19 protein-coding genes are annotated in these 24,080 nt (G+C 68.8%); 11 read left to right on the top strand and 8 right to left on the bottom strand.

Features of this window, described 5'->3' with window-relative positions:
- The first annotated feature begins 352 nt into the window (after positions 1-352).
- On the top strand, positions 353-1,951 hold the full coding sequence (locus tag NM961_RS13675) for a DNA recombination protein RmuC (RefSeq protein ID WP_255914957.1): 1,599 nt from the start codon (positions 353-355) through the stop codon (positions 1,949-1,951).
- Between the two features lie 120 nt (positions 1,952-2,071).
- Positions 2,072-3,571: a DUF4139 domain-containing protein gene (locus NM961_RS13670; RefSeq protein WP_255914956.1), complete on the top strand. Its 1,500-nt coding sequence runs from the start codon at positions 2,072-2,074 to the stop codon at positions 3,569-3,571.
- Positions 3,572-3,616: 45 nt separating this feature from the next.
- Here NM961_RS13670 and NM961_RS13665 read toward each other — a convergent pair whose 3' ends face one another.
- Positions 3,617-4,639, bottom strand: coding sequence for an NAD(P)H-dependent glycerol-3-phosphate dehydrogenase (locus tag NM961_RS13665; protein ID WP_255914955.1), 1,023 nt, complete (start codon positions 4,637-4,639; stop codon positions 3,617-3,619).
- 4 nt (positions 4,640-4,643) lie between these two features.
- Positions 4,644-5,129 (bottom strand): protein-export chaperone SecB, encoded by a 486-nt coding sequence (gene secB / locus NM961_RS13660; RefSeq protein ID WP_255914954.1) that lies wholly within the window; start codon positions 5,127-5,129, stop codon positions 4,644-4,646.
- Positions 5,130-5,448: 319 nt separating this feature from the next.
- Here secB and rpmB point away from each other — a divergent pair, with 319 nt between their 5' ends.
- Positions 5,449-5,685: a 50S ribosomal protein L28 gene (rpmB, locus tag NM961_RS13655; protein WP_255914953.1), complete on the top strand. Its 237-nt coding sequence runs from the start codon at positions 5,449-5,451 to the stop codon at positions 5,683-5,685.
- An 11-nt stretch (positions 5,686-5,696) separates the two neighbouring features.
- Complete coding sequence (rpmG, locus tag NM961_RS13650) at positions 5,697-5,861, top strand: 50S ribosomal protein L33 (protein WP_255914952.1); 165 nt, start codon at positions 5,697-5,699, stop codon at positions 5,859-5,861.
- A gap of 218 nt (positions 5,862-6,079) precedes the next feature.
- Here rpmG and NM961_RS13645 read toward each other — a convergent pair whose 3' ends face one another.
- From NM961_RS13645 to NM961_RS13630, 4 genes are all read right to left on the bottom strand, one after another.
- A complete protein-coding gene (locus tag NM961_RS13645) occupies positions 6,080-8,089 on the bottom strand; it encodes a serine hydrolase domain-containing protein (RefSeq protein WP_255914951.1) in 2,010 nt (669 codons plus the stop codon).
- Positions 8,090-8,172: 83 nt separating this feature from the next.
- Positions 8,173-9,792, bottom strand: a complete 1,620-nt coding sequence (locus NM961_RS13640; RefSeq protein ID WP_255914950.1) for a hypothetical protein — start codon at positions 9,790-9,792, stop codon at positions 8,173-8,175.
- A 91-nt stretch (positions 9,793-9,883) separates the two neighbouring features.
- Complete coding sequence (locus NM961_RS13635) at positions 9,884-10,249, bottom strand: hypothetical protein (RefSeq protein WP_255914949.1); 366 nt, start codon at positions 10,247-10,249, stop codon at positions 9,884-9,886.
- Between the two features lie 163 nt (positions 10,250-10,412).
- Positions 10,413-11,609 carry a DesA family fatty acid desaturase gene (locus NM961_RS13630; protein ID WP_255914948.1) on the bottom strand — a complete coding sequence of 399 codons (1,197 nt, stop codon included), beginning with the start codon at positions 11,607-11,609 and terminating at the stop codon, positions 10,413-10,415.
- Positions 11,610-11,781: 172 nt separating this feature from the next.
- On the opposite strand from NM961_RS13630, the gene NM961_RS13625 reads away from it, so the two are divergent.
- The 6 genes from NM961_RS13625 to NM961_RS13600 all read left to right on the top strand — a co-directional run bounded on the left by NM961_RS13625 (position 11,782) and on the right by NM961_RS13600 (position 17,406).
- On the top strand, positions 11,782-12,531 hold the full coding sequence (locus tag NM961_RS13625) for an ABC transporter ATP-binding protein (RefSeq protein ID WP_255914947.1): 750 nt from the start codon (positions 11,782-11,784) through the stop codon (positions 12,529-12,531).
- Positions 12,528-13,280, top strand: coding sequence for an ABC transporter permease subunit (locus tag NM961_RS13620; RefSeq protein WP_255914946.1), 753 nt, complete (start codon positions 12,528-12,530; stop codon positions 13,278-13,280). The genes NM961_RS13625 and NM961_RS13620 overlap by 4 nt, the downstream gene beginning before the upstream one ends.
- The gene (locus tag NM961_RS13615; RefSeq protein ID WP_255914945.1) at positions 13,280-14,626 is read left to right on the top strand and encodes a GldG family protein; all 1,347 of its coding nucleotides are present in this window, start codon (positions 13,280-13,282) and stop codon (positions 14,624-14,626) included. The genes NM961_RS13620 and NM961_RS13615 overlap by 1 nt, the downstream gene beginning before the upstream one ends.
- 1 nt (position 14,627) lies before the next feature.
- Positions 14,628-15,434, top strand: a complete 807-nt coding sequence (locus NM961_RS13610; protein WP_255914944.1) for a DUF4340 domain-containing protein — start codon at positions 14,628-14,630, stop codon at positions 15,432-15,434.
- The gene (gene mutM, locus NM961_RS13605; protein WP_255914943.1) at positions 15,434-16,246 is read left to right on the top strand and encodes a bifunctional DNA-formamidopyrimidine glycosylase/DNA-(apurinic or apyrimidinic site) lyase; all 813 of its coding nucleotides are present in this window, start codon (positions 15,434-15,436) and stop codon (positions 16,244-16,246) included. Before NM961_RS13610 ends, mutM begins: the two co-directional genes overlap by 1 nt.
- 83 nt (positions 16,247-16,329) lie before the next feature.
- Positions 16,330-17,406, top strand: coding sequence for an OmpA family protein (locus NM961_RS13600; RefSeq protein ID WP_255914942.1), 1,077 nt, complete (start codon positions 16,330-16,332; stop codon positions 17,404-17,406).
- Between the two features lie 19 nt (positions 17,407-17,425).
- Here NM961_RS13600 and NM961_RS13595 read toward each other — a convergent pair whose 3' ends face one another.
- Positions 17,426-18,046, bottom strand: a complete 621-nt coding sequence (locus tag NM961_RS13595; protein WP_255914941.1) for a thymidine kinase — start codon at positions 18,044-18,046, stop codon at positions 17,426-17,428.
- A 195-nt stretch (positions 18,047-18,241) separates the two neighbouring features.
- On the opposite strand from NM961_RS13595, the gene NM961_RS13590 reads away from it, so the two are divergent.
- Complete coding sequence (locus NM961_RS13590) at positions 18,242-20,221, top strand: UvrD-helicase domain-containing protein (protein WP_255914940.1); 1,980 nt, start codon at positions 18,242-18,244, stop codon at positions 20,219-20,221.
- Positions 20,222-20,312: 91 nt separating this feature from the next.
- Here NM961_RS13590 and NM961_RS13585 read toward each other — a convergent pair whose 3' ends face one another.
- The gene (locus NM961_RS13585; RefSeq protein WP_255914939.1) at positions 20,313-23,666 is read right to left on the bottom strand and encodes a DEAD/DEAH box helicase; all 3,354 of its coding nucleotides are present in this window, start codon (positions 23,664-23,666) and stop codon (positions 20,313-20,315) included.
- Positions 23,667-24,080: the final 414 nt, after the last annotated feature.

The following is a 24,080-nucleotide window of genomic DNA, read 5'->3' as shown; positions in this document are numbered from 1 at the left end:
AAAAACGCCCTCTTCTGGCGGCCCCGGCCGTACCAGGCCGTCCACGTCTAAAAACCCCGCCCGGCCGGCCGCCTGGCCTCAAAACCATTGACGCCGCTTAACGTTTTGACTACGTTCAGCCACAGGGAGTGCCGAACGTCATGCGCGAGGTTGCAGCATCAATGCTTCGGTAAGCCGGCCGGCACGGGGATGCCGGCGGGCGAGAGACGGTCTGGGGTATACAGCGTGGTGCATGGGGATGGCGGCGGTTCGCGAGAACCGCCGCGGCTTTTTCCGGCATCGGAAAAGCACGCCCGCCTGAGCCGTGACGGCAGCCGGTACACTGGCTGCCGTTTTTGTTGCGGATCCCTCCATGTCCCTGCTTGAGATCCTGCTGCTGGCCGCCGTCGTGCTGTTGCTGCTGCTGGCGGTGATGCTGCTGATCCTGCTGCAGCGCAGCCGCGCCGATGTGCTCGCGCCGCTGCGCCGCACGCTCGAAGAACTGCACGCGGACGGCGAGCGCCTGGAGCGAGCCCTGCGCGAGGAACAGCGCGCCGGCCGCGGCGAGCAGTCGCAGCGCCTGGAACAGCTGCGCGATGCGGTGCAGGGCCAGTTCGGCGCGCTGGCGCAGATGCAGCACCAGCGCATCGAGGATTTCGGCCAGCGCCTGGAACAGACCGGCCTGCGCAGCGATCAGCGCCTGGAAGCCTTGCGCCAGGCCCTGCAGGAAGACGCCCGCAAGGCGCGCGAGGAAGGCGCTGCGGCCCTGGGCCGCTTCGGCGAACTGCTGCGCGCCGGCCTGCAGGAACAGGCCGAGCACAACCAGCAGCGCCTGGGCGAGATGCGCGCCACGCTGGAAAGCCTGCGCCAGGTGTTGCAGGACGATGCACGCAAGGCGCGCGAAGAGGGCGCCGCCTCGCTGTCGCGCTTCGGCGACCAGCTGCGCCAGGGCCTGCAGGAACAGGCCGAACACAGCCAGCAGCGACTGGGCGAAGTGCGTGCCACGCTGGAAACCCGGCTCAAGGAGCTGCAGGCCGACAATGCGCGCCAGCTCGACGCCATGCGCGTGACCGTGGACGAGAAACTGCACGCGACGCTGGAAACGCGCCTCGGCGAATCCTTCAAGCTGGTCTCCGAACGTCTGGAACAAGTGCACCGCGGCCTGGGCGAGATGCAGGGCCTGGCCCAGGGCGTGGGCGATCTCAAGCGCGTGCTCGGCAATGTGAAAACCCGCGGCATCCTCGGCGAAGTGCAGCTGGCCGCGCTGCTGGAACAGCTGCTGACGCCGGAGCAGTACGCCAGCAACGTGGCCACCGTGCCCAATTCCAGCGAGCGCGTCGAATTCGCCATACGCCTGCCCGGCGGCCGCGACGGCGGCGCGCCGGTATGGTTGCCGATCGACGCCAAGTTCCCGCGCGAGGACTACGAACGCCTGCTCGACGCGCAGGAGCGGGCCGATGCCGAAGCCGCCGCGGCGGCCGCCCAGGCGCTGGAGCGGCGCGTGCGCGAGGCGGCGCGCGGCATCCGCGACAAATATATTTCTGTGCCGGCGACGACCGAGTTCGCCATCATGTTCCTGCCCACCGAAGGCCTCTATGCCGAGGTGATACGCCGGCCCGGCCTGTTCGAGGCGCTGCAGCGCGACCTGCGCGTGGTCGTCACCGGCCCGACCACGCTCAGCGCCACGCTCAACAGTCTGCAGATGGGCTTCCGCACGCTGGCGATCGAAAAACGCTCCAGCGAGGTGTGGCAGCTGCTGGGCGCGGTCAAGACCGAATTCGGCAAGTTCGGCGTGGTGCTGGAGAAGACCAGCAACCAGCTGGATACGGTGCGCAAGAGCATTGACGCCGCCGGCGTGCGCACGCGCGCCATCGAGCGCAAGCTGCGCAGTGTGGAATCGCTGAGCAGCGAGCAGAGCCAGGGCCTGCTCGGCGACGAAGGCGCGGACATGAACGTCGACGAGGAAAAATGAAAGGATGCGTGACAGCTTGTTTCACCGGCCCGCGCCGCGGGGTTTAATCCGCCACACCGGCCCCACCTAACCCTGCCCCGCTCATGCTGCCGTTGCAGCGCAGCCCTGCCAGGAGTCGCCATGCGCACGATGCTCGCCCTAGGAATCGCCGCCGCCATGACCAGCACCGCCCTTGCCGCCGATGCGGCGCCCGATTACTCCCTCACCATCTACAGCTCCGCCCAGCCCGGCCAGGTCAACACCGAAAGCCTGGCCAACTACGGCCCGGCACTGCCCGGCTATGCGCTGGTGCGCGACGGCCGCAAGATGAGCCTGCAGGCCGGCAACGGCGTGCTGCGCTTCACCGACGTGGCCAAGCGCATAGATCCGACCACCGTCGCCTTTGAATCGCTGACCGACCCCGCCGGTACGCGCGTGGTGGAACAGAACTACCAGTTCGACCTGGTCAACCGCGACAAGCTGCTGGAGCGCTACGTCGGCCAGCCGATCACGGTGGAACAGCAGCGCGGCGAAACGCTGGAACGCATCGGCGGCGTGCTGCTCTCGGCCGCCGACGGCAGCCTGATCCTGCAGCGCGATTCGGGCGAGGTCGTCACCATCGGCACCTACAGCAACGTGCTGTTTCCGAGCCTGCCCGGCGGCCTTATCACGCGGCCCACCCTGGTCTGGCTGGTCAATGCCAAGCAGGCCGGCACGCACGACACGCGCGTGAGCTACCAGACCCAGGGCATGACCTGGTGGTCGGACTACAACGTCACGCTGCGCGAGAGCGCCGGCGGCTGCGACATGGATCTGTCGGCCTGGGTCACCATCGTCAACCAGTCCGGCGCCAGTTATCCGCAGGCCCAGCTCAAGCTGGTCGCGGGCGAGGTCAACCGCGCGCCGGCCGCGCCGCAGCCGGCGCCGATGCTGATGAAGCGCGCCATGGCCGCTTCGGTGGCCGAGGCCGATGCAGGATTCCAGGAATCCTCATTGTTTGAATACCACTTGTATACCCTGGGCCGGCGCAGCGACCTGCCCGACAACTCGACCAAGCAGCTGGAACTGTTCCCGACTGCGGTGAAGGTCGGCTGCAGCAAGCAGCTGGTGTTCACCGCCGCGCCGCAGCCCTGGTCGCACTGGGCCGCGCCGATCTCCGACCAGGGCTATGGCGCCACCGGCCAGGGCACGGTCGGTGCCTTCCTCGAATTCGACAACAAGGAGGCCAACCGCCTGGGCATGCCGCTGCCGGCCGGCCGCGTGCGCGTGAACCAGGCTTCGGCCGACGGCACGCTGGAGTTCATCGGCGAGGATGTGATCAAGCACACGCCGCGCAACGAGACCTTGCGCATCAAGCTGGGCAACTCCTTCGACGTGGTCGGCGAGCGCAAGCAGATCAGCTTCAACATCGACATGGCTGCCAAGACGATGGACGAGAGCTTTGAAGTGATGGTGCGCAACCGCAAGAAGACGGCGACCAAGGTGATCGTGCGCGAATACCTGTACCGCTGGAGCGGCTGGGACGTGACCGCGAAGAACCGCGAATTTACCAGGCGCGACGCCTCGACCATCGACTTTCCCGTCGAAATCGCCGCGGACGGCGAAGCCAAGGTGACCTATACCGTGCGCTACAAGTGGTGAATCAAGATGTGAGACAGCGCGGGCGCCCGAGGCGCCCGCGGGTTTTCACTGGACCGGAAACGGCTCGGGATATTCCGGTTTCTGCTCGCGTGCCAGCAGCAGGCGCAGACCTTCGGCCGGCGTGATTTCCTCGTGCAGCACGCGCTGCACATGCCGGGCGATGGGCAGTTCCACCTCGTGGCGCGTAGCCAGGCGCATCACCTCGTCCACGGTCTGCACGCTTTCGACTACCTGGCCGATCTCGGCCACGGCCTGTTTCAGCGGCGTGCCGCGGCCCAGGGCCAGGCCCAGGCGGCGGTTGCGCGACAGGTCGCCGGTACAGGTCAGCACCAGGTCGCCGAGGCCGGCCAGGCCCATCAGCGTTTCCGCCCGCGCGCCCAGGGCCACGCCCAGGCGCAGCATCTCGTTCAGGCCGCGGGTGATCAGGCCGGCGCGGGCATTCAGGCCCAGCTGCATGCCATCGGCGACGCCGGTGGCCACGGCCAGCACGTTCTTCATCGCGCCGCCGAGTTCGGCGCCGAGCAGGTCGCTGCCGGTATAGGCGCGGAAAGTCGGCCCGTGCAATTGCTCGGCCACGGTCTGGGCGAAGTCGGCGTTGTCGGAATGCACCGTCACCGCGGTGGGCAGGCCGTCGACCACTTCGCGCGCGAAGGAGGGGCCGGTGACCACGGCGCCGGGCTGGCCGGGCAGGATCTCCTCGACCAGCTCGTGCAGGAAGCGGCCGGTGCCGGGCTCGAAGCCCTTGGTCGCCCAGGCAATGCCGTGGAAGCGCGAGGGCAGCGTGGCGAGTTTCTCGATCAGTTCGCGGAAGGCGTGGCTGGGGGTGACCACCAGCAGCCAGTCGGCCCCGGCCACGCTGGCGGCGAGGTCGGCGCTGTAGTGCAGGCTTTCAGGCAGCGGGCTGTGCGGCAGATAGCGCACATTGAGCCGCTGTTCGGCCATGCCGCGCATCGCCGCGGCATCGCGTCCCCACAAGGTGGTATGGACGCCATGCCGGGCGAGCAGGCTGGCCAGCGCGGTGCCCCAGGAGCCGGCACCCAGGACGGCAACCCGGGCTTGCGCGCTCATGGCTTCAGGCGTTCAGGACCGGTGCTTCGCCGCCTTCGCTGGCGCGGCGCGACATCGCCTCGGCGTAGAGCGCGTCGAAATTGATCGGCTGCAGGAAGAAGGGGGGGAAACCGCCGTTCTGCACCATGTCGGAGATGGCCTGGCGGGCGTAGGGGAACAGCACGTTGGGGCAGTAGCTGCCCAGCACGGCGTCGCGGTTGGCATCGTCGAAACCGGCCACGCCGAAGATGCCGGCCTGCTGCACTTCGCACAGGTAGGCGATCTTCTCGCCCAGCTTGCAGGTCACGGTCACGCTCAGCACCAGTTCGTACACGTCCTGCGCCAGGGCGTTGACCTGCTGACCCAGCTGCAGCTGGATCTGCGGCTGGCCCTGCTCCTGGAAGATGTGCGGCGCGGCCGGCGCTTCGAAGGAGGAGTCCTTGATGTAGATTTTCTGCACGGACAGCTGCGCCTGGGCAGCAGCCTGGCCGTTGGCGGCGGTATCGGACATGGGTGTCTCCGGTGGGAACGGTGAGAAAAGGAGCGGGAGTATCCCATAACTCCGCGCCTGCGGTTCATGCGCCGGAGGTACCGGGCCGGAGCGATGGCCGGCTATCTGCCCGCTTGCCTGCGCGGCGCTGCCCTGCTATAAAGCGCGGCTCGCTTTGCGGCGCCCGTATTCCCGGGCCAGGAAACCCGGCATGCGTTCCGGGGTTTTCGCGCAGCTTCCGCTGACGCAGGCGTCTTCCAGCAACGCATGGCATGCCCGCATGCCGCTGGGCCGATACCGCCCTGGCCAAGGGCGGCCCAATGAATCTGATGAGGTACGTATGGCCCGTAAATGCCAAGTTACCGGCAAGGGTGCGCTGAGCGGCAACAACGTCTCGCACGCCAACAACAAGACCCGCCGCCGCTGGCTGCCCAACCTGCACGAGCGCCGCTTCTGGGTGCCGAGCGAGAACCGCTGGATCAAGCTGCGCCTTTCCAACCACGCCCTGCGTACCATCGACAAGAAAGGTATCGAGGTCGTCGTCGCCGAGCTGCGCGCTCGTGGCGAAAAGATCTGAGGAGATAAACCATGGCATCCAAGCGTGACAAAATCCGCCTGATCTCCACCGCCGGCACCGGCCACTTCTATACCACCGACAAGAACAAGAAGAACACGCCGGAAAAAATGGCGATCAAGAAGTACGACCCGGTCGTGCGCAAGCACGTCGAGTACAAGGAAGCGAAGATCAAGTAATCGGCTGCTTCCGGCTGAATTACCAAAGCCCGCCGTAAGGCGGGCTTTTTCGTTCTGGCGATGCGCCCGCGGCGAAGCGGGCTTTTCATTTCGCCGATGCACCGCTCATCCGGCGGGATTCTCAGGCCGGAGCCTGACGGCTGGCCGGCTGCCTTTCCGGCCCGGTTGTGCAGCGCAGCCGGCGCTCATGGCCGGATGCGGCGTGCTTCCCACGGCTCTCACAGCTTCCATCCCACCGCATTCCACACCCAAAGCCCCCAGCCTGTAGCCAGGAATACGGCCACGGCCGCGGTATGCCGCAGCTTGCGCCAGGCGTTCCAGTCCCGGCTGCGCCAGGCCGGCCACAGCAGGGGCAGGCAGAGCAGGGACAGCAGCAGCGCCGGCAGGGCCAGCCACAGCGCCACGCGCAGCAGCGGCGTGGGATAGTGGAACAGAGCCAGGGCTTCGTCGCCGGCGAGCTGGGCAAAGGCGACGGCGAAGGTGCCGGCGAATACCAGCCAGGCAGCCGCAGCCAGGCCCAGCCAGCGCGCACTGGCGACGGCGGCGCCGGGCCGGCGCGGCTGGCGGCGGCGCTGCCACAGGCCGAACAGCACGCCCACTGCGCTCAGGGCGCTCAGGCCCAGCAACAGCAGCACGTTCTGCGAACTGTCGAAGAAGCCGGCGCGGTCGAATACGTCGTGGCCGCCGGGGCTGACGAAGCCGCCGATCCGGCCGCTGCCGTCGCGCAGGAAGACCAGCCGGCCCGGGCCGCGTTCGGCGCGGAATACGTCGGGTTTTTCCGGCAGCCAGCGCGTGCTATCGCCGTTGGCGCTGAGCACCAGATGATCCTTGCCCACGCGGATCTCGGCATTGGAAGAAATCAGCATTTTTTCAAACGTGGTGTAGGTGCGCCGCTCGCCCAGATAGCTGCCGGCGTAGGCCTGGGCCGTGGCGGCGAAATCCGCCGGCGCCGCCGCGGCGGCCGGTGTGCGGGCGCGGGCGAAATAGCGTTCGATCAGCAGTCCCGGCAACTCGGCGGCGAACTGGCGGCCGATGTCGGTATTGGTGGAGACGAACACGCCGAAGCCCAGTTCCGGCAGCACGACCAGGTTGGAATGGAAATACAGGGTCGCCCCGCCGTGCTCCAGGCTGGTGACCTCGCCGTAGCGCTTGCGGAAGAAGCCATGGGCGAAACCGGTGGCGTCGGGCGCGTTGCGCACCAGCGGATCGTCTTCCAGGCGCTGGAAGACGCCGGGCGGCAGGATCTCGCGCCCGTCCAGCCGGCCGCGGTTGAGCAGCATGCGCAGGTATTTCGCCATGTCGGAGGCGCTGCTGGAGACGGCGCCGGCCGGGCCGATCTGGGCGATGTATTCAAAACCTTTGCTCTCGAAGCCGCCGTCCTTGCGCGCGAAGCCGGCCGAGCGCAGTGCCTGCAGCGCGGCCGGCGCGCTGCGCGGATCGCCCGCGTCCAGCGGTTCGCGGAAGCCGCTGTCGTGCATGCCCAGGGGCTGGAACAGGTCGCGCTCCAGCAGCGCCTCGAAGCCCACGCCCTCGACCTGGGCCAGCACGGCGCCGAGCAGGGCCACGCTGTAGTTCGAATACACCGCATGAGTACCGGGTTCGCGCACGCGCGCCGGACGGTGGCGTTGCAGATAGTCATTCAGCGGCAGCGAGGCCTGCGGCGTCGCGGCGAACAGATGGCCCAGGGCAGAGTCCTCGAAGCCGGCCGTATGCGTCATCAGATGCCACACCAGCACCGGCGCATAGCCGTCCTCGGGCAGGCGCAGCGCCGGCGGCAGGTAGTCGTTGGCCGGCGCATCCAGCCTGAGCTTGCCTGCGTCGGCCAGTTTCAGCGCTTGTAGGTAGGTGAAGGTCTTGGACACCGAGCCGATGCGGAACAGACTGCGCTCGTCCACCGGCCGCTCCGGCTCCAGCCCGGCGAAGCCGTAGCCGCGCAGCAGCAGCGGCCCCTGCGCATCGACCACGGCCACACTGACGCCGGCCAGGCCGACACGGCGCCGGTAGGCCTCCACCGCGCCATCGACGAAGGCCGCCAGATCGGCCGCATCCAGCCGCGCCGGCGCTGTTTCGGTGATCGCCGGCGCAGCCCCCGGTTCCCGCGCGGGCCTGGGCGGCGCGACCGGCGCAGGCAGCTGGGCCTGGCCGGCGCCGGCCAGCAGCGCCAGGACGAAGCCAACGGCCTGGACGGAACGCGACGGCGTGCGGACGGCGGGAGCGGCTGGCGTCATGATGATTTCCGGGATTTTCCAATTCAGAAAATATTCCCGCCGACTATAGCAACGCCCGCCCCGTTGTGAAGTGCCGCGGCCGGCTAGCGCGCCGGCGCCAGATCCTGCTGGTAGGGCGGCGAGAACCAGAACGGGATGCGATAGACGACCGGCGGCGCTGCGGTGCCGGATGCGCCGGCGGCGGTGGGATTCGCGGGATTGGGGACACCCACTTTTTCGCTCATCGGCGCGAGATTCGGGACACTCGCGAGATTCGCAGTGGGATTCGGGACATCCACTTTTTCAGTGGGATTCGGGACACCTGGGGAATTCGGGACACCCACTTTCCCCTCTGCTACTGCAACAGAATCCGCCGCCCCAGGAGCCATCCCCGGCGCCGCTTCCCCGGTTTTCGCCGCTTCTCCCATCACCGTCTGCCCGTTCTCCAGCGCCGCCGCCCCCTGCCACTCCACCCGCAGCTCATGCCGCCCCGGCGCCAGCCCGGACAGGCTCAGATAACCCTGCAGGCCGCGCATGCCCAGGTCGCGGCGCTCGGCCACGATGAAGTCGTCCAGCGCGGCCGGCCTGTCGTCGATGCGCACTCGCCACAGGCCGGCCAGACAGCGGCGGCGCGCCGGCTGGTCGCCGGCCCCGGGACAGCCTTGCCGCAGCTTCGGGTTGTCGCGGCCGGGCAGGTAGGGCAGGAACAGGCGCAGATGGCCGTCGGCGACCATGTCCGCCGGGATCAGCGGCACCCGCGCCAGGGCGTCGCGCTCGCTGCGCAGGTTTTCGTAGAAGGCACTGCGCAGGCCGCCCTCGGCGTCGCTGTCGCTCAGGTAGTCGTAGCTGGAGATCGGGGCGAACTGGCGCAGCAGCTTCTCCTGCAGGCCGCCCAGTACCACGCTGACGGCCACCAGCAGCAGGAAGATCGCGGTGAAGATCCAGCTCGGCAGGTTGCTTTCCAGCGACAGCTGCACCGGCAGTATCAGGCGTTGCGGAAACAGCAGGCTTTGCCAGCGGGTCAGCTGTTCGATCACCGCGCGCCGACGCGGCCCGGGCGGGCCCAGGCGGCGGCGCAGCCAGTCGCTGTCGAGCAACATCGCGGGCATCACGACCAGGAAGGTCAGGCCCATGAAGAAATTGAAGCCCCAGCGGCCGGCGTCGTCGTCGCTGGCGCCCAGCAAGGCGCCCACGCCCATCGCGCCAAGCAGGACCAGGCCCATCAACAGGCCTATCCACAGCATCGCCAGCGTAACCAGGCTGACCAGGGCGAAGATGATGGAGGCGGCGCGGTCGGCCTTGTCGATGGCCTTGTCCAGGTCGACCACATGGGCGCGCTGGTAGGCGCGGGTGACCTCGCCCATGCTGCGTATGGCGTGCCAGCGTATGCCTTCGGGAAAGGTAGCCTTGAGTCCGATCAGGCCCACCCAGTAGGCGCGCACGGCCAGATGCAGCAGGAAAGCGACGGCCAGGGTCATGCTCAGGCCGCTGACGATACGGAAGCCCAGCGCGAGCAGCACATGGCGCTGGCCTTCGGCATGCAGCTCCAGCTGCAGCCAGTGCTGGAACAGCCAGGACGGCAGGGCGAGCAGGGCCAGCAGACTGATACCGGAGATGATCAGCTCCAGCTCGTCGGTGCGCTCGCGCAGGTTTTCGAAGGCAATGCGGCCGGCCTGGCGGGCCTGGCCGGCTTCGTTCGTTGCGGCGGGTTCTGCGTCGCTCACGGCGGCTTCCGGCGAATCAAAGCGCGCAGTGTAGCGGCCGCCGCGACAGCAGCCGCGTCCGCCGTGGCGGGCGCGGCTGCGAAAGCGGGACTTACTCGCCCTGCGTGGCGGCCTGGCAGCCGAGCAGGTCCTTGTCGGTGATGACCCAGGTGTCCTTGGTCGCGCACAGGCCGACGTCTTCGATGATGCACTCGTCGCCGTCCTCGTCGACCACGCGCACATCGTAGGCGGCGCACGGCACGCCGCTCAGGGTGAAGGTCTCGCCGGTGTTGATGGTGTGGTTGCCCAGCTGATCCGGGCCCCATTCGCGCTCGCTGGTGGGCGAGAAATACAGCTGGTGTATGGCCCAGGCCGACTGGTTCTTCAGTACGACCTTGGAATCGTTCTCGCTGGCGGAGGCAGCGGTGGAAGCGAGCACGGCAACGGCGGCCAGCAACAGCCCGGAAGACTTGATCATGGATTTTCCCCTATGCGCAACATGCGCAACGGGATGGTCTGACTTCTCATGCCGCCGCGCAATATGCAAATTCCGTCACATTCCGCCGCGGCCCGGCCGGGGGCCGGAAACGGCGAGGGCGCCCTGGGGCGCCCTCGCTATTTCAACGGCCTGGCTGTGCGGCTCAGTGCGCGGCGGCCAGCGAATAGCCCTTCAGGCGCGAGGCGAACTCCTGCAGCGCGCGGATGCCGCTGGCCTCGGCCTCGCGGCACCATTGCTTGAGCGCTTCCAGCATGGCATCGCCGTTGCGGCTTTCCATCAGCTCGTGCAGGCGGCCGCGGTATTCCATGACGGTGGCCATGGCCGGACGCTGGTTGACCCACTGGCCCAGGCGTTCGCGTGCATCGTTGTCCAGCCAGCGGCCGCCGCTGGACAGGCCCTTGCGCAGACGGCGCGGCAGGTCCTTGAGGTTGTTGCCGGCCTGGGCGGCTTCCTCGCGCAGGGTCGGCGCGATGACGTTGCCGAAGTAATCGGTCATCACCTGGAATTTGTGTGCGATCAGCGCCTTGATGGTGTCGCCGTCGGGCAGGTGCATGTTCGGGCGCACGTCCAGGCTGGGCGCGACGCGCAGCACCTTGGCCAGGCCCACCGACTTGAACGCGCAAATCGCGATCCAGCCGATGTCCAGTTCCCACTTGCGCAGGGCGAACTTGGACGAGCTGGGGAAGGCGTGGTGGTTGTTGTGCAGCTCCTCGCCGCCGATGATCAGGCCCCAGGGGCTGAGATTCGTCGCCGTGTCGTTGCTTTCGAAATTGCGGTAGCCCCACCAGTGGCCCAGGCCGTTGACGACGCCGGCGGCCCAGAACGGTATCCAGATCATCTGGCAGGCCCAGATCACCACGCCCCACAGGCCGAACAGGGCGAAGTTGAGGAACAGCATCAGGGTCGGGCCGACTTCCGGATACGGCGTGTAGATGCGGCGCTCCAGCCAGTCGTTCGGCGTGCCCAGGCCGTACTTGTCCATGCACTCGCTGTCGCGGCGGGCCTTGCGGTAAAGGTCCACGCCGTCCCACAGCACTTTCTTGATGCCGTAGATCATCGGGCTGTGCGGATCTTCCTCGGTCTCGCACTTGGCGTGGTGCTTGCGATGGATGGCCACCCATTCCTTGGTGATCATCGCGGTGGAGAACCAGGTCCAGAAACGGAAGAAATGGTTCAGCACCGGATGGAAGTCGACGCCGCGATGGGCCTGGCTGCGATGCAGGTACAAGGTCACCGAGAAGATCGTGAGCTGGGTGACGAGGACGAAGTACGCGATCAGCCATGGCCAGCTGGCCTGGGTGAGGCCGCCGGTCAGGAATTCGGTAACGGCGTTAAACATAGGTTAAGGGACTCAGGAGGAAGGAGAAGGCAGGCGGGCACTATACGCGACGCTGTTGGTGGGGACTACGTGAAGCAAACCAAGTGCCATCTGCGCAAACGTTCGTTTTTGCACGGCAATCTGAACCAGTGCGCTTGGCAGCGCCGCAGCGTATGCCCACAATCCCGCCCCTGTGACCGACCCCAGCCCCGCCCCCCTGCTGCAACTGGACCGCATCTCGCGCAGGCTCGCGGGGCGCGCGGCCGTGGAAGAACTGAGCCTGGAGCTGGCCCGCGGCGAAGTGCTGGGCCTGCTCGGCATCAACGGCGCCGGCAAATCGACCACCTTGCGAATGATCGCCGGCGTGCTGGCGCCGGACGGTGGCCAGGTGCGCCTGGACGGCGCCGACCTGTATGAAAACCCCGAGCGCGGCCGCCGCGGCATCGGCTATCTGCCCGAGCGCGCGCCGCTGCACGCGGAACTGGGCGCGGATGAATTTCTCTACTTTTGTGCGCGCCTGCACGGCCTTTCCGCCGCCGCCGCGCGCACGGCGGTGAAGCGCGAGATCGAACGCTGCGATCTGGGCGAAGTCGCGCGCCGCCCGCTGGGCCAATTGTCCAAGGGTTTCCAGCAGCGCGTCGGCATCGCCCAGGCCCTGGTGCACGGGCCGGCCCTGGTGGTGCTGGACGAACCCGCTTCCGGCCTGGACCCGGTCCAGTCCCTGCGCATGCGCGATCTCATCGCCAGCCTGCGCGGCGACCATGGCGTGATCCTGTCCACCCATCTGCTGGCCGAGGCCGAGGCCTGCTGCGACCGCATCGCCGTGTTGCACCGCGGCCGCCTGCGCCATCTGGAAGCCGTGCACAAGGGCGAGACCGAGCGCCTGGAACAACTGTTCCTGCGCATCGCCGCCGATCTGGAACCTGCCGGAGCCGGCGCATGAGCGCGCTGCTGCTGATCGCCGCCCACGAATGGCGCCGCCTGTGCGCACAGGCCTGGACCTGGTTCCTGCTGGCCGGCCTGCTGGCGGTGCTGGCCTGGATCTTTCTCAGCCATCTCGACAATTTCCTGCTCGCCCAGGCGGGCAGCGGCAACACCGCGGCCGGCGTGACCAGCCTGGTCGCCGTGCCTCTGCTCGGCCGGCTGGTCCTCCTGCTGTTGCTGCTGGTGCCGCTGCTGGGCGCGCGCCTGATCGCCGGCGAACGCCGCGCGCATACCTTAAACCTGCTGCTGGCCTCCGGCGTCAGCGACGCGGCCATCATCGGCGGCAAATGGCTGGGCCTGTGGCTGTGGCTGTTGCTGCTGATCGCGCTGACCGTGCTGATGCCGCTGTGCCTGGCCGGCGCCACCAGCCTGGACCTGGGCCGCCTCGCCGCCAACGTGCTCGCCCTGTGCCTGCTGGCCGGCACGCTCGCGGCGATCGCGCTCTACGCTTCCAGCGTCTGCGCCCAGCCGGTGCTGGCGACGGCGCTGGCGCTGCTCATCAACGCCGTGTTCTGCCTCATCGACCTCGGCGCCCGCGCGGCCGGCCTGCGCCATGGCCTGATCAACTGGCTTTCCCTGCCCACGCATTACGAAGGCCTGATGGAAGGTGTGGTGGCCAGCGGCGATCTTGCCTGGTTTGCCATCGTCGGCGCCGTGTTCCTGGCCCTGGCCACGCGCCAGCTCGCCAGCCTGCGGAGCGCCGACTGATGCGCGGCGGCCTCTCCCGCCTGATACACGCCTTGCTCTGCGTGGCGCTGGCTTTGCTCGTCGGCTTCCTCACTACCCGCTTCGGCTTCCGCAGCGACTGGAGCGCGAACGGACGCAGTTCGCTCGCGCCGCAGTCGCTGGAACTGCTCAAGCGCCTGGACGGGCCGGTGGAAGTGGTGTCCTACGTCGGTCCCGGCGGCACCCGGCGCGCCGAGATCGCGGGCTTTCTCGCGCGCTATCAGCGCGAGAAGCCCGACATCAGCCTGCGCTTCGTCGATCCGGCCGACGATCCGGCGGCGATGCGCGAACTCGGCGTCAGCGAAGGCGGCGAGATCGACCTGCGCTATGCCGGCCGCAGCGAGCGCCTGACCCTGCTCAGCGAAAGCTTGGTGTCCAATGCGCTGCTGCGCCTGTCGCGCCGCGAGGAACGCATGGTCGCGTTCCTGGCCGGCGACGGCGAGCGCAAGCCCGACGGCGAGGGCAATGCCGACCTGGGCCAGTTCACCCGCTACCTGCTCAACCAGGGCGTGCGCTGCGTGCCGCTGGTGCTCGGCGCCGGCGCGCGCATTCCCGACAACACCGATCTGCTGGTCATCGCCAACCCGCGCGTGGCCGTGGCCGCGCCGGTGCGCGAGGAGATCGTCGACTGGGTCGAACGCGGGGGCGCCGTGCTGTGGCTGACCGAGCCCGGCGAGAACGCCGGCCTGGACAAGCTGGCCGAGGCGCTTTCCGTGCGTGTGCTGCCGGGCGTGCTGGTCGACGGCACCGGCGCGAGCCTGGGCCTGGGCGACCCGCGCTTCGTCGTGCTGGCCGGCTATCCCGTGCACGCCCTGACCAAGGGCCTGGAACTCACCACGCTGTTTCCCCAGGCCGTCGCCCTGGCTCAGCTCGGCGCGCCGCGCTGGCAGCTGCAGCCGTTCCTGCGCAGCAGCGCGCAGAGCTGGACCGAGACCAGCGCGATCAGCGAACGCGGCGACAGCACCGTGCGCTTCGACGAGAACAGCGACGAGATGCGCGGGCCGCTGGACCTGGGCTTCGCCCTGTCGCGGCTGTCGCCGCGGCCGGACAGGCGCGAACAGCGCGCCGCGGTGATCGGCGACGGCGATTTCCTCTCCAACCAGTTCCTGGCCAACGGCGGCAACCGCGATCTGGGCCTGCGCCTGTTCAACTGGCTGCTGGCCGACGACAGCCTGATCCAGCTGCCGCCGCGCGAGCCCGCCGATCGCCTGCTGCAGCTCAGCCCCGGGCGCACGACTCTGATCGGCGTCGGCCTGCTGCTGGCCCTGCCGGGACTGCTTGCGCTGATCGGCGGCCTGACCGCCTGGCGCCGCAGGCGGCGGCGCTGAGATGCGCCGCAGGCAGCGCCAGAACCTGCTGCTGGCCCTGATCACCGGCATTGCCGCCGCGCTGGTCTGGTGGGTGGTGCAGCGCGAACAGCAGACCCGTCCGGCGCCGTTGACCAGCCTGGACGCCGCCGCCGTGCGCCGCCTCAGCGTGCGCAGCGCGCACAAGCCGCCGCGCCGCTTCGAACGCGCCGCCGACGGCTCCTGGTGGATGCGCGAGCCCTACGACCTGCCGGCCCATGCCGACGCCGTGGCGCGTCTGCTCGCCATCGCCTCGGCGCGGCCGCGCACGCCGCCGCAGCCGCGCGATCCGGCCAAGGTGGGCCTGGATCCACCCCAGGCCGTGCTGGAACTGGACGGCGAGCGCCTGGAATTCGGCCTCACCGACGCCATCAACGGCGACCGCTACGTGCGCAGCGCCGCCGGCATCGCCCTGGTGCCGGACCGCTTCAGCGCCTGGCTGCTGGCGCCGGCCGAATCGGAACTGGACCACCGCCTGGCCGCGCCGCTGGGCGGGGTGCGCGAGGTCCGTGTCGACGGCCTGGCGCGGCCCGAGCTGGCTGCAGCCTGGGGCCGCGTCGCCACCAGCCAGGTCGGCGCGGCCGAGGCGGCGCCGGCGGCCGGTGCGGTCCAGGTGGAACTGCTCGGCGACGCCGGCCAGGCTGTGCGCTATACCGTCTGGCGCCGCGAGGACGGCCGCTACGCGGCGCTGCGTGCCGAGCCGGCCCTGCTCTATCCGCTGGAAGAAGCCCAGCTGCAGTTCCTGCTGCCGCCGGCCCTGGCCGCTTCCACCGAACCCGCGGTGCGCTGATGCCTGAACTGCCCGAAGTCGAAACCACCCGCCGCGGCCTGGCGCCGCACCTGGTCGGCCAGCAGGTGCGCGGCCTGATCGTGCGCCAGGCCCAGCTGCGCTGGCCCATCGCCCAGGCCCTGCGCGATCACCTGCCCGGCCAGCGCGTCGAGGACATCGAACGCCGCGCCAAGTACCTGCTGGTGCATACCCAGGCCGGCAGCGCCCTGCTGCACCTGGGCATGTCCGGCTCGCTGCGCGTGCTGCCCGAGGCCACGCCGGCCGGCCTGCACGACCATATCGACTGGCGCCTGGGTTCGGGCCATGTGCTGCGCTATACCGACCCGCGCCGCTTCGGCTGCCAGCTGTGGCAGGAGCCCGGCGAAGTGCATCCGCTGCTGGCCGGGCTGGGCCCGGAGCCGCTGGGCGACGGCTTCGACGGCGACTACCTCTGGCGCCTGTCGCGCGGCCGCAAGAGCGCGGTCAAGCTGTTCCTGATGGACCAGAAGATCGTCGTCGGCGTCGGCAACATCTACGCCGCCGAAGCCCTGTTCGCCGCCGGCATCCATCCGGCGCGCGCGGCCGGCCAGGTGTCGCTGGCGCGCTACCGCGTGCTGGCCGCGCAAGTGAAGCGCATCCTGGCCTATGCCATCCGCCGCGGCGGCACCACCCTGCGCGATTTCATCAGCCCCGACGGCCTGCCCGGCTATTTCGAGCAGGAGTTGTTTGTCTATGGCCGCGCCGGCGAACCCTGCCGCACCTGCGCCACGCCGGTCAGATCCATCACGCTGGGCCAGCGCAGCACCTTCTTCTGTCCGCGCTGCCAGCGCTGAGCCCGCCGTTTCACGGTTGCGCACCGGACTGCGTACTCCCCGACAGCGGCCACAGGCGGTGGCCATGCAGCGTGGAGAATCCGATGCGATCGCGTCTTCTGTTGGTCCTGCTCAGCACCCTGGCCGCCGCGGCCGCATTCGCCGACGCGACCGTTCCCACGGCCGACAAGGCCGGCAGCGCCGATCCCGCCGGCCTGGGCCGCTACGAAGGTGCCTTCATCGTCGAGCAGCAGGCCAAGGCCTATGACGAAGTGGTGCTGCCGACCGCCGCGCTGACGCTGCATCCCGACCCGGACAAGCGCGACGGCATGAACAACCGGCTGCTGCAGTCGGCCACGCAGCTGGCGCTGGAAGGCAAGCTGACGCGCACCGTCTACGTGCTGCCGGAAGGCCGCAGCCCGCTCGAAGTGCTGCGCAACTACCAGCAGTTGGTCAAGGAAAAGGGCGGCGAGTCGCTGTACGAATGCAAGGCCGAAACCTGCGGCGGCGACGTGAACTACGGCGCCGGCCACGGCGGCGGCGAACAGGGCCTGATCAACTACCTGCTGCCCAAGGACGCCATTCCCGGCCCGGCCTTCAGCAACGGCGCCTGCGCCGTGGAGATGAACTTCGCCGACCTGCGCTACGGCGTGCTGCGCCTGAGTGCCGGCGGCAGCGAGACCCATGTCGGCGTGCTCGCCTATACCGCCAGGGACGATCTCTACTGCAAGGCGCTGAACGGGCGCACCGTCGCCGTCGTCGTCACGCTGGAGGCCAAGGCGCGCGAACAGAAGATGGTCACCGTGAAGGCCAGCGAGATGGCCCAGGCCATCGCCAGCGGCGGCAAGGTGGCGCTGTACGGCATCTATTTCGATTTCGACAAGGCCACACTGAAGCCCGAATCGAAGCCGCAGCTGGAGGAAATCGCCGGCCTGCTCAAGGCCGACGGCGCGCTGAAGCTGGTCGTCGCCGGCCACACCGACAACCAGGGCGGCGCCGCCTACAATCTGGATTTATCCAAAAAGCGCGCCGACGCGGTTGTCGCAGCGCTGGTGGCCGACTACGGCGTGGCACCCGGGCGCCTGCTCGCCCAGGGCATGGGCAGTGCCGCGCCGGTCGCGAGCAACGACGACGAAGCCGGCCGGGCGAAGAACCGCCGCGTGGAGCTGGTCAAGCAGTGAGGCGGCGCGGGCTGCCGCGCTACAGCGGCAGCTCGGCCTGTTTCAGCTCGATGCGGCCTTCGCCGCTGACGATCTTCTTGAACTCGGCACGGCTGACCGAGACATAGCGGTCGTTGCCGCCGATCTGCACCTGCGGCCCCTGGGTCACGGCCCGGCCCTGCTCGTCCACGCGCACCACCATGGTCGCCTTGCGGCCGGTGTGGCAGATGGTCTTGATCTCGGTGAAGGAATCGGCCCAGGCCAGCAGGTACTGGCTGCCTTCAAACAGCTCGCCGCGGAAATCCGTGCGCAGGCCGTAGGCCAGCACCGGAATATTCAGCGCATCGACGATCTCGGTCAGCTGCCACACCTGGGCCTTGCTCAGGAACTGGGCCTCGTCCACCAGCACGCAGTTGAGCGCGCCCGCGGCGGCGACATCGGCACGCACCAGCTCCAGCAGATCGTCGTCGCGCTCGAAGATGCGGCCGTCGGCCTTGAGGCCTATGCGCGAAGCCACCACACCGGCGCCGTAGCGGTCGTCCAGTCGCGGCGTGAAGATCAGCGTGCGCATGCCGCGCTCGTGGTAGTTGTGCGCGCTCTGCAGCAGGGTGGTGGTCTTCCCGGCGTTCATGGCCGAGTAGTAGAAGTAGAGCTTGGCCATGGCGGGCGCGGGAACTGGCGGAGCCCGGGATGATAGCCGGGATTGGAGATTCGGGATTGAGGATCGGGATTGGGGATTCGCAAGAGCGGCGGCGGCTCTGCCTTTGCCAATCGCGAATCCCCAATCGCGAATCCCGGCTTTAGAATAGGCGACCGTGCCGCGCCTGCCCGCGGTCCGCCATTGCCGATCAGAACCATGCTCAATCCCGCCCAACGCGCCGCCGTGGACTATTGCGACGGCCCGCTGCTGGTGCTCGCCGGTGCCGGCTCGGGCAAGACCAGCGTCATCACCCAGAAGATCGCCCACCTGGTCTCGCGCCGGCATATCCCGGCCAAGAAGATCGCCGCGATCACCTTCACCAACAAGGCCGCGCGGGAAATGCGCGAGCGCGTGGCCAAGCTGGTCTCCAGCGAGGCGGCGAACGATCTCACCGTCTGCACCTTCCACGCGATGGGCCTGAAATTCCTGCAGATCGAGCACGCCAAGCTCGGCCTCAAGCGCGGCTTCTCCATCCTCGACACTGACGATGGCGAATCCATCATCAAGGACCTGCTGCCCAAGGGCCTCAAGCCCGACCAGCTCTGGGCGCTGCGCAACCTGGTTTCCACGGCCAAGAACAACGGCCTGGATCCGGTCCAGGCCCTGGCCGCCGCGCGCAGCCCGCGCGAACTGGAAGCCGCGCAGCTCTACGAGGGCTACCAGAAGCGCCTCAGCGCCTTCAACGCGGTGGATTTCGACGATCTGATCCGCCTGCCGCTGAGCCTGCTCGAAAACGACGAGGAAACCCGCAACGCCTGGCAGGAACGCATACGCTACCTGCTGGTGGACGAATACCAGGACACCAACTCGGCCCAGTACCGCTTGATCCGCAATCTCTGCGGCCCGCGCGGCATGTTCACCGCGGTGGGCGATGATGACCAGTCCATCTACGCCTGGCGCGGCGCGAATCCGGAAAATCTCGACGACCTCGCGCGCGATTATCCGGCGCTGAAAGTGGTCAAGCTGGAGCAGAACTACCGCTGCGGCCGGCGCATCCTGCGCGCGGCCAACAAGCTGATCGCGAACAACCCGCACAAGCACCTCAAGCAGCTGTTCAGCGACCTGCCCGAAGGCCCGCCCATCCGTGTGATGGAGTGCAAGGACAACGAGCACGAAGCCGAGCGCGTCGCCGCCGATCTCACGCATCTGGCAGAAAAGAACCAGGCCAAGTGGATGGAGTTCGCCATCCTCTACCGCGGCAATCATCAGTCGCGCGCGCTGGAAAAGGCGCTGCGCCTGGCGCGCGTGCCGTATCACATCAGCGGCGGCACGGCTTTCCTCGACCGCGGCGAAGTCAAGGACATCCTGGCGTATCTGCGCCTGATCTCCAATCCGGAAGACGATTCCGCCTTTCTGCGCATCGCCAACGTGCCGCGCCGCGACATCGGCGCAACCACGCTGGAGAAACTCGGCGAAATGGCGCAGCAGCGTCACGCCTCGCTGCTGCAGGCCGCGCAGAGCGACGGCGTGCTCAAGCAGCTGGCGCCGCGCTCGGCCTCGTCGCTGGCCGGCTTCGCCGATCTCATCGCCGGCCTGCGCGCGCAGTCGCGCCAGCTCAGCGCCGCCGACCTGGTCGATGAACTGATCCGCCGCACGCGCTATGCCGAACACCTCGTCGCCGAAATCAAGGATCCCGCCGCGCGCCAGCGCCGCCTGGACAACCTGACCGAACTGGCCGAGTGGTTCCGCGCCATGCAGAAAACCCCGGCCAGCGCCGGCGACCTCGCCGCCCAGCTGGCGTTGCTTACCCATTCCGACCGCGACGATCCCGGCAATGCCGTGCGCCTGATGACCCTGCACGGCGCCAAGGGACTGGAATTCCGCTATGTCTTCATCGTCGGCATGGAAGACGGCCAGCTGCCGCACGAAGGCAGCATCGAGGAAGGCCGCCTGGACGAGGAACGCCGCCTGATGTACGTCGGCATCACCCGCGCCAAGGAACGCCTGTGCCTGAGCTACGCCGCGCGCTCGCGCCGCTTCGGCGAAGTGATGCGCAACGACCCCAGCCGCTTCCTCAGCGAGATTCCGGCGGAAGACCTGCACTGGGACGGCCGCGACGCGGAACAGGATGCCCAGGCGAAGAAGGACGTGGCGGCGGCGCATCTGGCGCGGCTGGCGAGTTTGCTGGCGGATTGAGGGTGCGGGACGTCCGTTCCCGGTGCGGCGGCTGGCTTCGCTGGGTGCAACCTTCGTCCACGACGTGTATTGAAACGTCGCGGCGGGCCGCTCACTTCTCGCCGTCGATCCCGAACAGCTCCGCCAGGTCGCTCTCGTCAAACCGCAGCGCCTGCGTAGTCCCGCCTTCCAGCACCGCGCGGGCGAGATCCGCCTTGCGCTGCTGCATCTCCTGGATCTTTTCCTCGACGGTCCCGCTGCAGATCAACTTGTATACGAATACCGGCTTTTCCTGGCCGATGCGGTGGGCGCGGTCGGTGGCCTGGGCTTCGACGGCGGGATTCCACCAGGGATCGTAGTGGATGACGGTGTCGGCCATGGTCAGGTTCAGGCCCACGCCGCCGGCCTTGAGGCTGATGAGGAACACCGGCACGCGGCCGCTCTGGAAATCCTCGACCAGTTCGGCGCGGTTGCGGGTCTGGCCGGTCAGGGTCTGATAGGGAATGGACTCCTCCGCCAAGGCCTTTTCGATCAGTTCCAGCATCTCGGCGAACTGGGAGAACACCAGCACGTGGCGGCCTTCGGCGACGAGTTCGCGCAGCAGGTCCAGCAGCAGGTCCAGCTTGGCCGATTCGGGCGCCTTGCGCGCGCGTTCGAGCTTGACCAGGCGCGGATCGCAGCAGACCTGGCGCAGCTTGAGCAGGGCGTCGAGCACGACGATGCCGGACTGGGCCAGGCCGCGTTCGCGGATGGCCTCGCGCACGCGCTCGTGCTGGGCCAGGCGCAGGGATTCGTACAGTTCGCGCTGCTTGCCGGCCAGCTCCACGCCGCGTTCGATCACGGTCTTGGGCGGCAGCTCGATCAGCACGTCTTCCTTGCGCCGGCGCAGCATCAGCGCGGCGATGCGCTTGTGCAGCTTGAGCTGGCGCTCGGCGTCGCCGTGTTTCTCGATCGGCGTGCGGTAGTGGCGCACGAAGGAGCGCTCGTCGCCGAGCAGGCCGGGTTCGACCGCGTCGAACTGCGCCCAGAGTTCCCCCAGGTGGTTTTCCAGCGGCGTGCCGGTCATGGCCAGGCGCCGGCGCGCGTCCAGTTCGCGCACCACCTTGGCGGCCTGGGTACGCGCGTTCTTGATCGCCTGGGCTTCGTCGAGGATGACCAGGGCGAAGCGCTGTTCGACCAGGATCTCGCGGTCGCGCGCCAGCAGCGGATAGGTGGTGATGACGAGGTGGTGTTCGGGAATCGCGGCGAAATTCGCGTCGCGCGCGGCACCGTGCAGAATCAGCACCTTGAGGCCGGGCGCGAAGCGACGCGCTTCGGCGCGCCAGTTCCACACCAGGCTGGTCGGCGCCACCACCAGGGCCGGCTGGTCCAGTTCGCCGCGCTGGCGCATGGCTTCGAGGTGGGCCAGTACCTGCACCGTCTTGCCCAGGCCCATGTCGTCGGCCAGGATGCCGCCGAGATTGGCGCGGCCGAGGAATTCCAGCCAGGCCAGGCCGTCGCGCTGGTACGGGCGCAGGGTGGCGCCGAAGCCTTCGGGTTCGCTGACCGGTGCGCGCTCGGCGCGCAGCTGGGCCAGCATGTCCTTGAGGCGGTTGGCGCCGCGCCAGGGCAGGGCGGCGGCGCCGTGGGAGAGTTCTTCCACCACTTCGGCCTGGGCGCGGCGCAGCTGCAGGCTGCCGCGGGCATTGCCCTGCTCCAGCCATTCCAGCAGCGGCGCGATCAGCGCGCGCACGCGCGCCACCGGCAGCGGCACGCGGCGGCGCTCGTCCACCGGCGCCAGCCAGACCGCGTCGGCGGCTTCCTTGGCCGGCGGCGTCAGCGGGAAGGACGGATCGGTCAGCGCGCGCTGCAGTATCGGCAGCAGGTCGACGCGCTCGCCGGCCACGTCTATGCCCAGCGAAAGATCGAACCAGGCGTTGCCGCTGTCGTTGACCTCCGCGTGCCAGGCTTCGGGCGCGGGCAGGATCTCCACCGGCGAACCGGCGTCGAATTCGAGCTGGAAGCCGTCGGCCTGCAGGCGCAGCGCCAGGGCCAGCAGGTGGTCCGGTGGGGCGAGTTCGTTGCGCCCGCGCTCCAGCACGAAGGTGCCGGAATACAGGTTGGGCAGGCTGATGCCGTGGGCATAGGCCACGTCGCCGACTTCGACCAGCTTGTGCCGGTCCAGCCGCTCGCAGGCCGCGATCTCGGCGCTGCGGTCGCGGCGTATGTCGATGATGCGGCCGTCGACCAGGCGGCGTTCGCGCTGGGTCGCGCTGCCGTATTCCAGGCGCTGGCCGGCGTAGTCGAAGCTCATGTGCAGGCAGCCGGCGACGTAGCTGCCGGCGCGGCCGGGCTGGCGCGCCTTGAGCGTGCCCAGGCGCAGCACCGGCGTGGGCGCGGCCTGGATCACCTCGATCTCGCCGTGATCGGCCGGCATGGGCAGGGCGGCCAGGGACTGGGTGTTCTTCCAGCGTTCGCGCAGCAGCGGCGCCTGTTCGGGCTGCACCGAGGGCGCGCGCAGCAGGCGTTCGGCCATGCCGACGTCGCCCTCGACCGGGCCTATCTCGTTGCTCTGCGGATCCCAGTACCACAGCCCGGCGATGCGCAGCAGCTGGGTCGCGGCGCTGGCCTCGCAGATGCGCGGCGCCATGTGCTGGGTGCCGTCGCCGTGGGTCTGCCAGGTCCATTCCACTTCGCGGCGCGGGCCCAGCTTGAGCGCGGCGCTGCCGGGCTTGCCGAAATAGCAGGGCGTATGCGCCAGCACATCGTTGAGCCAGGCTTCGTGGCGCGGCGAGGCCAGCCGCTGCCAGCTGCCGTTGCGCAGGTATTCGGCCTGGGCCATGCGCAGTTCGGCGATGCGCTGGAATTCATCCGGCGAAAGCCCGACCCAGGGATCGCCGCGCCCCTGCGCCGGCTGCACCGGCCGCGGCGAGACCAGGCCGCCGCGCTTGCCGTGGCGGAACCACACCGCCTGGGCGCAGAGGCCGGCCGGCGCGCCGGAGGCGGTCTCGAACAGGAAGCCCAGTACGCGCGCCTCGGCCGGGCCGCTGCTGGGCGTGGCCGGCAGGTTCAGGCTGGACAGCCACTGCTCCCACGGGCGCAGATCGGGCTTGGCCTGGGCCGGCGACGGCGGCGGGCTGAGGACGAAGGCGTCGTCGTCCTCGTCCTCGGGCCAGTCTTCCTCGCCCATGGCTTCCAGCATCATCGCCGCAACGTGCTTGCAGTAGCCGCCGACCGGGCAGCTGCAGAAGGTGTCGACCTCGGCGCGGCGGCCGCGCGGCACCAGGCGGATGCCGCAGCTGTACGGCTGCGGGGCATTGCCCTGCACCCGGCCCAGCAGCACGCCGGCGGCGCCTTCGGCCTTGTAGGTCTTGTCCAGCACACGGCCGCTGTCGACGTAGTCGGAACCCCGGCTCAGCGTGTGCACGCTGAACAGCGCATCGAGATCGGCTCGCGCCAGCAGCTGGACAAAATGCGACCTATCCATGGGTCTCCCGGAGAACTAACCCCACGCTTCGGCGTGACAGCTAAACGCCGATTATGCCCTCAATCGCCAGGCAGGAAGCTAGCCGCCGGAGCGGATGCGGATTGGCGCGCCGCCGCCGGCGCCGGAGATGAATGCGTTGCTCGTCCGAAGCGGTGGTGCGATGTGGGCGGGCTGAATGCAGGCGGAGCTGCGGCCGCGGGCGGCGGCTGGCATCTGGCCCGCAGGCTTCGCCTCGGCTGGTGTCCGGCGGGGCCGCAGCGGACCGGCGATCTTCCGCGCCGGCCCGGTAGACAAATCCACGCGCCGGATAAAGCGCAATTGCCACAAAGCCGGGTGCGGATCGAGGTGTGTAAGTGCTGCGCGGACGCAGCGGTCTGCTGCGACGGCCTCACGTTCGCAGCGCGCGGCGGCGGA

The organism is Tahibacter harae, assembly GCF_024437735.1.
GTDB lineage: Bacteria > Pseudomonadota > Gammaproteobacteria > Xanthomonadales > Rhodanobacteraceae > Tahibacter > Tahibacter harae.
This window is presented reverse-complemented; position numbering and strand designations above follow the sequence as displayed.

What these genes read in the sequence shown, in the direction of transcription:
- NM961_RS13675 (WP_255914957.1), top strand. Translation starts at nt 353, where the DNA reads ATGTCCCTGCTTGAGATCCTGCTGCTGGCCGCCGTCGTGCTGTTGCTG.
- NM961_RS13670 (WP_255914956.1), top strand. Translation starts at nt 2,072, where the DNA reads ATGCGCACGATGCTCGCCCTAGGAATCGCCGCCGCCATGACCAGCACC.
- NM961_RS13665 (WP_255914955.1), bottom strand. Translation starts at nt 4,639, where the DNA reads ATGAGCGCGCAAGCCCGGGTTGCCGTCCTGGGTGCCGGCTCCTGGGGC.
- secB (WP_255914954.1), bottom strand. Translation starts at nt 5,129, where the DNA reads ATGTCCGATACCGCCGCCAACGGCCAGGCTGCTGCCCAGGCGCAGCTG.
- rpmB (WP_255914953.1), top strand. Translation starts at nt 5,449, where the DNA reads ATGGCCCGTAAATGCCAAGTTACCGGCAAGGGTGCGCTGAGCGGCAAC.
- rpmG (WP_255914952.1), top strand. Translation starts at nt 5,697, where the DNA reads ATGGCATCCAAGCGTGACAAAATCCGCCTGATCTCCACCGCCGGCACC.
- NM961_RS13645 (WP_255914951.1), bottom strand. Translation starts at nt 8,089, where the DNA reads ATGACGCCAGCCGCTCCCGCCGTCCGCACGCCGTCGCGTTCCGTCCAG.
- NM961_RS13635 (WP_255914949.1), bottom strand. Translation starts at nt 10,249, where the DNA reads ATGATCAAGTCTTCCGGGCTGTTGCTGGCCGCCGTTGCCGTGCTCGCT.
- NM961_RS13630 (WP_255914948.1), bottom strand. Translation starts at nt 11,609, where the DNA reads ATGTTTAACGCCGTTACCGAATTCCTGACCGGCGGCCTCACCCAGGCC.
- NM961_RS13620 (WP_255914946.1), top strand. Translation starts at nt 12,528, where the DNA reads ATGAGCGCGCTGCTGCTGATCGCCGCCCACGAATGGCGCCGCCTGTGC.
- NM961_RS13615 (WP_255914945.1), top strand. Translation starts at nt 13,280, where the DNA reads ATGCGCGGCGGCCTCTCCCGCCTGATACACGCCTTGCTCTGCGTGGCG.
- NM961_RS13610 (WP_255914944.1), top strand. Translation starts at nt 14,628, where the DNA reads ATGCGCCGCAGGCAGCGCCAGAACCTGCTGCTGGCCCTGATCACCGGC.
- mutM (WP_255914943.1), top strand. Translation starts at nt 15,434, where the DNA reads ATGCCTGAACTGCCCGAAGTCGAAACCACCCGCCGCGGCCTGGCGCCG.
- NM961_RS13600 (WP_255914942.1), top strand. Translation starts at nt 16,330, where the DNA reads ATGCGATCGCGTCTTCTGTTGGTCCTGCTCAGCACCCTGGCCGCCGCG.
- NM961_RS13595 (WP_255914941.1), bottom strand. Translation starts at nt 18,046, where the DNA reads ATGGCCAAGCTCTACTTCTACTACTCGGCCATGAACGCCGGGAAGACC.
- NM961_RS13590 (WP_255914940.1), top strand. Translation starts at nt 18,242, where the DNA reads ATGCTCAATCCCGCCCAACGCGCCGCCGTGGACTATTGCGACGGCCCG.
- NM961_RS13585 (WP_255914939.1), bottom strand. Translation starts at nt 23,666, where the DNA reads ATGGATAGGTCGCATTTTGTCCAGCTGCTGGCGCGAGCCGATCTCGAT.